We start from the raw sequence: 6,375 nt of genomic DNA, 5'->3' as shown, positions 1-6,375 counted from the left end.
GCACGGATTGCGGATCGGGCCGCGAGATCCAGGCCTGCGGCTGCACCGCGTCGTCGGCGGCGATGCGGGCGTGCGCGTCCTCCGCCACCGCCTCGGCGGTCGTGCGCCCGGCCGCCACATCGGCGGCGATGGCGCGGGCGGAGAGGCGGCGGCTCACGCCGCCGGCTCCAGGGCGATCATCGGCGCGCCCGGCGCGATCGCCTGGCGCTCTTCGGCGTAGACGGCGCGGACCACGCCGGCCGAAGGGCTGGGTACGTCGCATTCGGTCTTCATGGCTTCGATCACCGCGATCACCTCTCCCTGGCGGACCACGTCGCCCGCCGTGACCAGCACCTTCCACACGCTGCCGCCCAGCGGCGCCTCGACCAGCTCGGAGCCCTCGGGCGCCACAACCGCCGCGGTGTCGGAAGGTCCGTCGTCGACGCCGGACAGCGCCTCGACGCGGGCGAACTCGCCGCGCGCCTCCCAGTCGGCTCGCTCGGCGTCGAACGCCGCCTGCCGGGTCGCCTGGAAGCCGGCGATGCTGTCGGCGTTGTCGGACAGGAACTTCCGATAGTCGGAAAGGCGGAAGGTCTCCTCCTCGACGCGGATCTCGCGCCGTCCCAACGGGAAGTCGCGCCGCCATTCGACGAGCTCTTCGTGGCTCACCGGGAAGAAGCGGATCTGGTCGAAGAAGCGCAGCAGCCAGGGCTTGCCGTCGGTGAAGGCGTCGGTCTGGCGCCAGGTGTTCCACACCTGGATCGTGCGGCCGAACAGCTGATAGCCGCCCGGTCCCTCCATGCCGTAGATGCACATGTACGCCCCGCCGATCCCGACCACGTTGGGCGGCGTCCAGGTGCGGGCGGGATTGTACTTGGTGGTCACCAGCCGGTGGCGCGGATCCACGGGCGTGGCCACCGGCGCGCCCAGGTAGACGTCCCCCAGGCCCATCACCAGGTAGCGCGCGTCGAACACCGTGCGGCGCACGTCGTCCTCCGATGCGAGCCCATTGATGCGGCGGATGAATTCGATGTTGTCCGGGCACCACGGGGCGTCGTCGCGCACCGAGGCCATGTACTTGTCGATGGTCTCGTAGATCGCCGGGTCCTTCCACGACAGCGGCAGGTGGACCACGCGCGACGGGATCTGGAAGTCGTCCAGCCCGCCCAGCCGGTCCTCGGCGTCGGCCAGCGCCGTCAGCAACCTCTCCTGCGACAGCACGCGGGCGTCGTAGTGGACCTGCAGCGAGCGGATGCCGGGGGTCACGTCCAGCACGCCGGCGAGGTCCATGGCCTGCAGTTCCAGCATCAGGGCGTGGACCCGGATACGCAGCTCCAGGTCCAGCACGATCGGCCCGTATTCCACCAGCAGGTGCCGGTCGCCCTGTCGCCGGTAAACCGCGCGGGGCCTCACGCCCTCCGCCTCGATGATGTGGAGGATGGGGCTGTCCTCTCCGCCGCTCATCACGGCGAACGCCGGGACCCAAGCTGTATCAGCCTTAGAGGCGGAAGGCCCGCTTGGGCCCCGGCTTTCGCCGGGGTGGGCGGGAGCGAGTTCGGCGATCAACCGATCCTGCTCGCCCTCCGCCGCGCGGGCGGCCGCGTCGTCGACCACCTGGAAGCTCACCGTATCGCCGGGCGCGAGCTGGCCGGTCTTCCACAGGTCCGCTTGGATGACCACGAACGGGCAGACGAAGCCGCCCAGCGACGGCCCGTCGGGGCCCAGGATGATCGGCATGTCGCCGGTGAAGTCAACCGCGCCCACCGCATAGGCGTTGTCGTGGATGTTGGACGGATGCAGGCCGGCCTCGCCGCCGTCGCGCCTGGCCCACTCGGGCTTGGGGCCGACCAGCCGGACGCCGGTGCGGTTGGAGTTGTAGTGCACCCGCCACGCCGTCTCGCGGATCATGGCGATGTCGGCGGGCGTGAAAAAGTCCGGTGCGCCGTGCGGGCCGGCCAGCACGCGGATCGTCCAGGCCTTGGTGAGCGCCGGCCGCAGAGCGGCATCCAGCGCTGGTTCCGCGCCCGGGCCGTCGAGGTGCGCCAGCCGCAACACGTCGCCGGCCGCCAGGGTGCGGCCCGCATGGCCGCCGAAGCCGCCCAGGGTGAAGCTCGCGCGGCTGCCCAGGTAGTCCGGCACGTCCAGGCCGCCTTGCACCAGCAGGTAGGCCCGAAGGCCCGCGCCCTTCACCCGGCCGAGCTTCAGCGTCTGGCCCGCGTGGATCGCGATCGGCGCATAGGGCGCGACGGGCGTGCCGTCCAGCGCGCCCTCCATTTCCGCGCCGGTCAGGCAGACGACCGCGTCGTGGTTGAACACCAGGGTCGGGCCGAGCGCGGTGATCTCCAGCCCAGCCGCACGCTCGGCGTTGCCGAGCAACCGGTTGCCCAACCGGAAGGCGAAGGCGTCCATCGGCCCCGACGGCGGCACCCCCACGTCCCAGTAGCCAAGCCGGCCGGGATAGTCCTGGACGGTGGTCGCCGGCCCGCCGCTGAGCACCCGGATGGTGCGCGGGGCGTAGGGGATGGTCGCCAGGACATTGGTCGCCACATGACCGGTGACGAAGGCTTCGCTGCGCGCCACCTGCCGCAGCCATTCGACATTGGTCTCCAGTCCGGACAGCCGGGTCGCGTCCAGCGCCGCCTGCAGCGCCGCCACCGCGGCCTCGCGGTTCGGCGCGGTGACGATCAGCTTGGCCAGCAGGGGGTCGTAGAAGGCGCTGACCTCGGTCCCGGCGGCGATCCAGCCGTCGACGCGAGGACCTTTCGGGAATTCGACCTCGGTGAGCACGCCGCTGCTCGGCCGATAATCCTGGCCAGGATCCTCTGCGTAGAGCCGCGCCTGGATCGAGGCGCCGCGCGCCTCGCCGTTCCAAGTGTCGAGGAAGCCGTAGTCGCCAGCCGCTCCGCGGATCATCCACTCCACCAGGTCGACGCCGGTGACCTGTTCGGTCACCCCATGCTCGACCTGCAGACGGGTGTTCACTTCCAGGAAGAAGAAGTCGTCGCGCTCGGCGTCATAGAGGAACTCCACCGTGCCGGCCGATCGGTAGTTCACCGCGCTGGTCAGGCGCACGGCCGCTTTGATCAGCGCCGCGCGGGTGGCGCTCGGCAGGTGGGGCGCCGGCGTCTCCTCGATGACCTTTTGGTTGCGCCGTTGCAGCGAACAGTCGCGGTCGCCCAGCTCCACCACCCGGCCATGGCCGTCGCCGAACAGCTGCACCTCGATGTGCCGCGCCTGGCGCACGTAACGCTCGAGGAACACGCCGGCGTCGGAGAAGTTGGCGCCAGCCAACCGCGCCACGGCGGCGAACGCCTCGGCGACCGCCGGGCCGACCTCACAGACCCGCATGCCGATGCCGCCGCCGCCGGCGGTGGCCTTGAGGATCACCGGAAAGCCGATGCGTTCAGCGGCGGCGAGCGCCATGGCCGCGTCGGTCAGAAGGTCTGTGCCCGGAGCCAGCGGCACGCTGTGCGACACCGCGAGGTCGCGCGCCGTGTGCTTCAGCCCGAACGCCCGCACGTTGTCAGGCGTCGGCCCGATGAAGGCGATTCCCGCCGCCTCGCAGGCTTCGGCGAAGGCGGTGTTCTCCGACAGGAAGCCATAACCTGGGTGGATCGCCTGGGCGCCCGTGACCTTGGCGGCGGCGAGGATGGCCTCGACGTTCAGATAGCTCTCGGCCGCCGGCGCGGGCCCGATCCGCACCGCCTCGTCGGCCTGGCTGACGTGCAGCGAGCCCGCGTCGGCGTCGGAGAACACCGCCACCGAGCCCACGCCCATGCGCTTGCACGTGCGGATGATCCGGCACGCGATCGCGCCCCGGTTGGCGATCAGGACCTTGGCGAACATCTAGGACCGGGCCTCTCGAACTCGCTCAGTAGAAAGCCTCACGCCGCCGGCTTCGCGATGATCATGCGCACCGGGGTGGGGTTGAAGCCGTTGCAGGGGTTGTTGATCTGCGGGCAGTTGGAGACCACCGCCACCAGGTCCATCTCGGCGCGCAGATCCACGTAGAGGCCGGGCGCGGAGATGCCGTCGACGATGCCCAGCGCGCCGTCGTCCTCGACCGGCACGTTCATGAACCAGTTGATGTTGGAGACCATGTCGCGCTTGCCGCGGCCGTGGCGGGCGTTGGCCTGCAGGAAGTTCTCCACGCAGGCGTGCTGGCTCTTGGTGTGGTGGCCGTAGCGCAGGGTGTTGCTCTCGCAACTGCAGGCCCCGCCGATGGTGTCGTGGTAGGCGACGGAGGTGGCGGTCACCACGGCCATCGCCCGCCCCTCGTTGGACAGCAGCCTCGAGCCTTCGCGTAGGAAGATGTTGCCCTGGGCGGCGATGGTGTCCTGGGCGCTGTAGCGCTCGGCGTCGTCGGCCAGGGCGTACATCAGGAAGTCGACGGCCTGGTTGCCCTCCAGGTCGACGATGCGCAGGGTCTGGCCTTTGCGCACCACGTGGTCCCAGGGCGCGCGGGCGGCGACCACCTGGTCGGCGACGATGTGGGCGGGCAATCCGGAGAGGGCGTTGTCGGTGCTGGTCATCGGCGCAGGTGATCCTCGAGGTTGAGGAAGGCGCGCAGGCCCTCGGGTGTGGCGTTACGGATCGGGTCGTCGGTGGGCGTGACGGGTCCGCGCCAGGCGGCGACGCCCAGCGGCGTCACCGTGTAGTCGGCGCGCGGGTCCAGCACGTGCGGGCAGTTGGCGAGGACGACGATCACGTCGGCCTCGACGCGCAGGGTGACCTGGCGCGCCGGAACGAAGGGGCCGGCCTGCAAGGTGGTCTGGCCGTCCGGTTCGACGCGCACGCCCTTGAACCAATTGATGCAGGGGTGGATGTCGCGCGCGCCCAGGCCGAACTTCGCCACCGCCAGCTTGAATCGGTCGCGGGCGTTGGGTTGGTCCCCCCAGTTGTCGCCATCGCCGTAGCGCCGGGCGTTGGAAGCCGCGTTGGACGCGCCGCAGAACGCATCGTGGGTCTGGGCGGTGTCCTCCAGGATCGAGAACATCACCCGGCCCATGTCGGATAGCAGCAGCTTGCCGGCGCCGAGATAGGCGTTCCATTGCACCTTCAGGGTGTCGGCGACGTTGAGCCGCTCGCTCGGCCGCTCGGCGCTGAACGCCAGCATCGAGGCGCAGGCCTCGCCGTTCAGGTCTGTGAGCCGCAGCCTTGCGCCGCGCCCCAGGATTTTCGCCGTATAGCCGCCAGCCGCCACCGTCTCCGCCCAGAGCATGTCGGAGGGTGCGACGCCGTGGGGCAGGACGGGCGCCTCGGCGGCCGGGACGAACGGCATGGCCTCGACCCGCGTGCCGCCCATGGATCGGGCGTGGGCCTGGGCGGCCTTGGGATCGGACGTATCGACTGTGCTCATCGGGCGCCTCGCTTGCCGGGCTCTTCCGCCTCGCCGTGCGCATGCAACGGGGGCAGGAGGGCGGTGGTGGTGACCAGCTTGATCTGCTGCACGCCACGCACCTTGCGCAGCTCGTCGCACAGCGCCTGCAGCCGCTCGGACGGGCCCTGCACCAGCAGCACCTCCAGCGATTGATCCTCTTCCAGGAAGACGTGTTGGGAGGAGATCACTTCCTTGACGAAGGAACCCTGCGCCTGGGCGAGCGCCTGGCGCACCCGACCGCGGTCGGCGCGGTAGATCAGGGTCACCGCGCCGGCCAGCACCGCGCCCTCCTGGCCCTCGCTATGCAGGGCCAGTTCGTGGCGGATCAGCTCGGCGATCATCTGCGAGCGGCTGGGCAGTTCGCGTTCCGCCACCATGGCGTCGAGCTGCGAAAGCAGCTCCGCCGGCAGGCTGACGCTGAGCCGCGCGAGCTGGGCGAGGGGATCGGATGTCATGGGAGGAGACTGGCCGCGGTATTACGAATTGCGAAGTTCGTAATACCGAAAGGCCGCTTTCGCAATCGCCGGCGCCGCCTCTCTGGGCGCCTGGAGCACGCGGCGCCCGTTAGGCTCGCAAATGGGCCTCAGCCCTCGAGTGCGACCGGCGTAGGCTCCAGCCCGAGGCAGACGGAGACGCAGCGCCGCGCCAGTCGTTCGGCCGGGTCGATGACGCCGAACAGGACGTCGTCCTCGCTCAGCACCATGGTCAATTCGGCGGCGCCTAGAATTACCAGTTCCGCGCCGTCGGCGATCAGTTCGGAAGACAGCTCGGCCATCCGCCGACCCATGTCGCCGCTGATATCGCCAGACTTGAGATCGGCGAAGGCTTCGGTGAACGCCTGCTGGCGCTCGGCCGGCAGCGTGACGATGCCCATCGATTGTGCGGCCAGGTATTCGCGGTAGAGCCGCAGCGCCGGGCGCGAGCCCAGCACCCCGACCCGGCGCGCACCGGTCTCGCCGGCGGCGCTGGCCGCGGTCTGGATCATGTCGATCAGCGGCAGGCCGGAGGCGCGTTGG

At 70.4% G+C, this 6,375-nt stretch carries 5 protein-coding genes; all 5 read right to left on the bottom strand.

Annotated features, from left to right (window positions below):
* Positions 1–153 precede the first annotated feature (153 nt).
* The gene (uca, locus tag Q8M88_RS07815) at positions 154–3,825 is read right to left on the bottom strand and encodes an urea carboxylase (protein ID WP_305596075.1); all 3,672 of its coding nucleotides are present in this window, start codon (positions 3,823–3,825) and stop codon (positions 154–156) included.
* A 38-nt stretch (positions 3,826–3,863) separates the two neighbouring features.
* Positions 3,864–4,511: an urea amidolyase associated protein UAAP2 gene (locus Q8M88_RS07810; RefSeq protein WP_305596074.1), complete on the bottom strand. Its 648-nt coding sequence runs from the start codon at positions 4,509–4,511 to the stop codon at positions 3,864–3,866.
* On the bottom strand, positions 4,508–5,338 hold the full coding sequence (locus Q8M88_RS07805; RefSeq protein ID WP_305596072.1) for an urea amidolyase associated protein UAAP1: 831 nt from the start codon (positions 5,336–5,338) through the stop codon (positions 4,508–4,510). The genes Q8M88_RS07810 and Q8M88_RS07805 overlap by 4 nt, the downstream gene beginning before the upstream one ends.
* Complete coding sequence (locus Q8M88_RS07800; protein ID WP_305596070.1) at positions 5,335–5,814, bottom strand: CopG family ribbon-helix-helix protein; 480 nt, start codon at positions 5,812–5,814, stop codon at positions 5,335–5,337. Before Q8M88_RS07800 ends, Q8M88_RS07805 begins: the two co-directional genes overlap by 4 nt.
* A gap of 128 nt (positions 5,815–5,942) precedes the next feature.
* Positions 5,943–6,375 (bottom strand): aspartate/glutamate racemase family protein (locus Q8M88_RS07795; protein WP_305596068.1); only part of this gene is annotated, 433 nt, incomplete at its 5' end.

The organism is Phenylobacterium sp. (assembly GCF_030693805.1).
In the GTDB taxonomy this organism is placed as follows: Bacteria; Pseudomonadota; Alphaproteobacteria; order Caulobacterales; family Caulobacteraceae; genus Phenylobacterium.
Note: the sequence above shows the minus strand (reverse complement) of the source record. Positions and strands in the feature narration are given on the sequence as shown.

Coding starts and splice junctions, on each gene's coding strand:
- uca (WP_305596075.1), bottom strand. CDS start 3,825: ATGTTCGCCAAGGTCCTGATCGCCAACCGGGGCGCGATCGCGTGCCGG.
- Q8M88_RS07810 (WP_305596074.1), bottom strand. CDS start 4,511: ATGACCAGCACCGACAACGCCCTCTCCGGATTGCCCGCCCACATCGTC.
- Q8M88_RS07805 (WP_305596072.1), bottom strand. CDS start 5,338: ATGAGCACAGTCGATACGTCCGATCCCAAGGCCGCCCAGGCCCACGCC.
- Q8M88_RS07800 (WP_305596070.1), bottom strand. CDS start 5,814: ATGACATCCGATCCCCTCGCCCAGCTCGCGCGGCTCAGCGTCAGCCTG.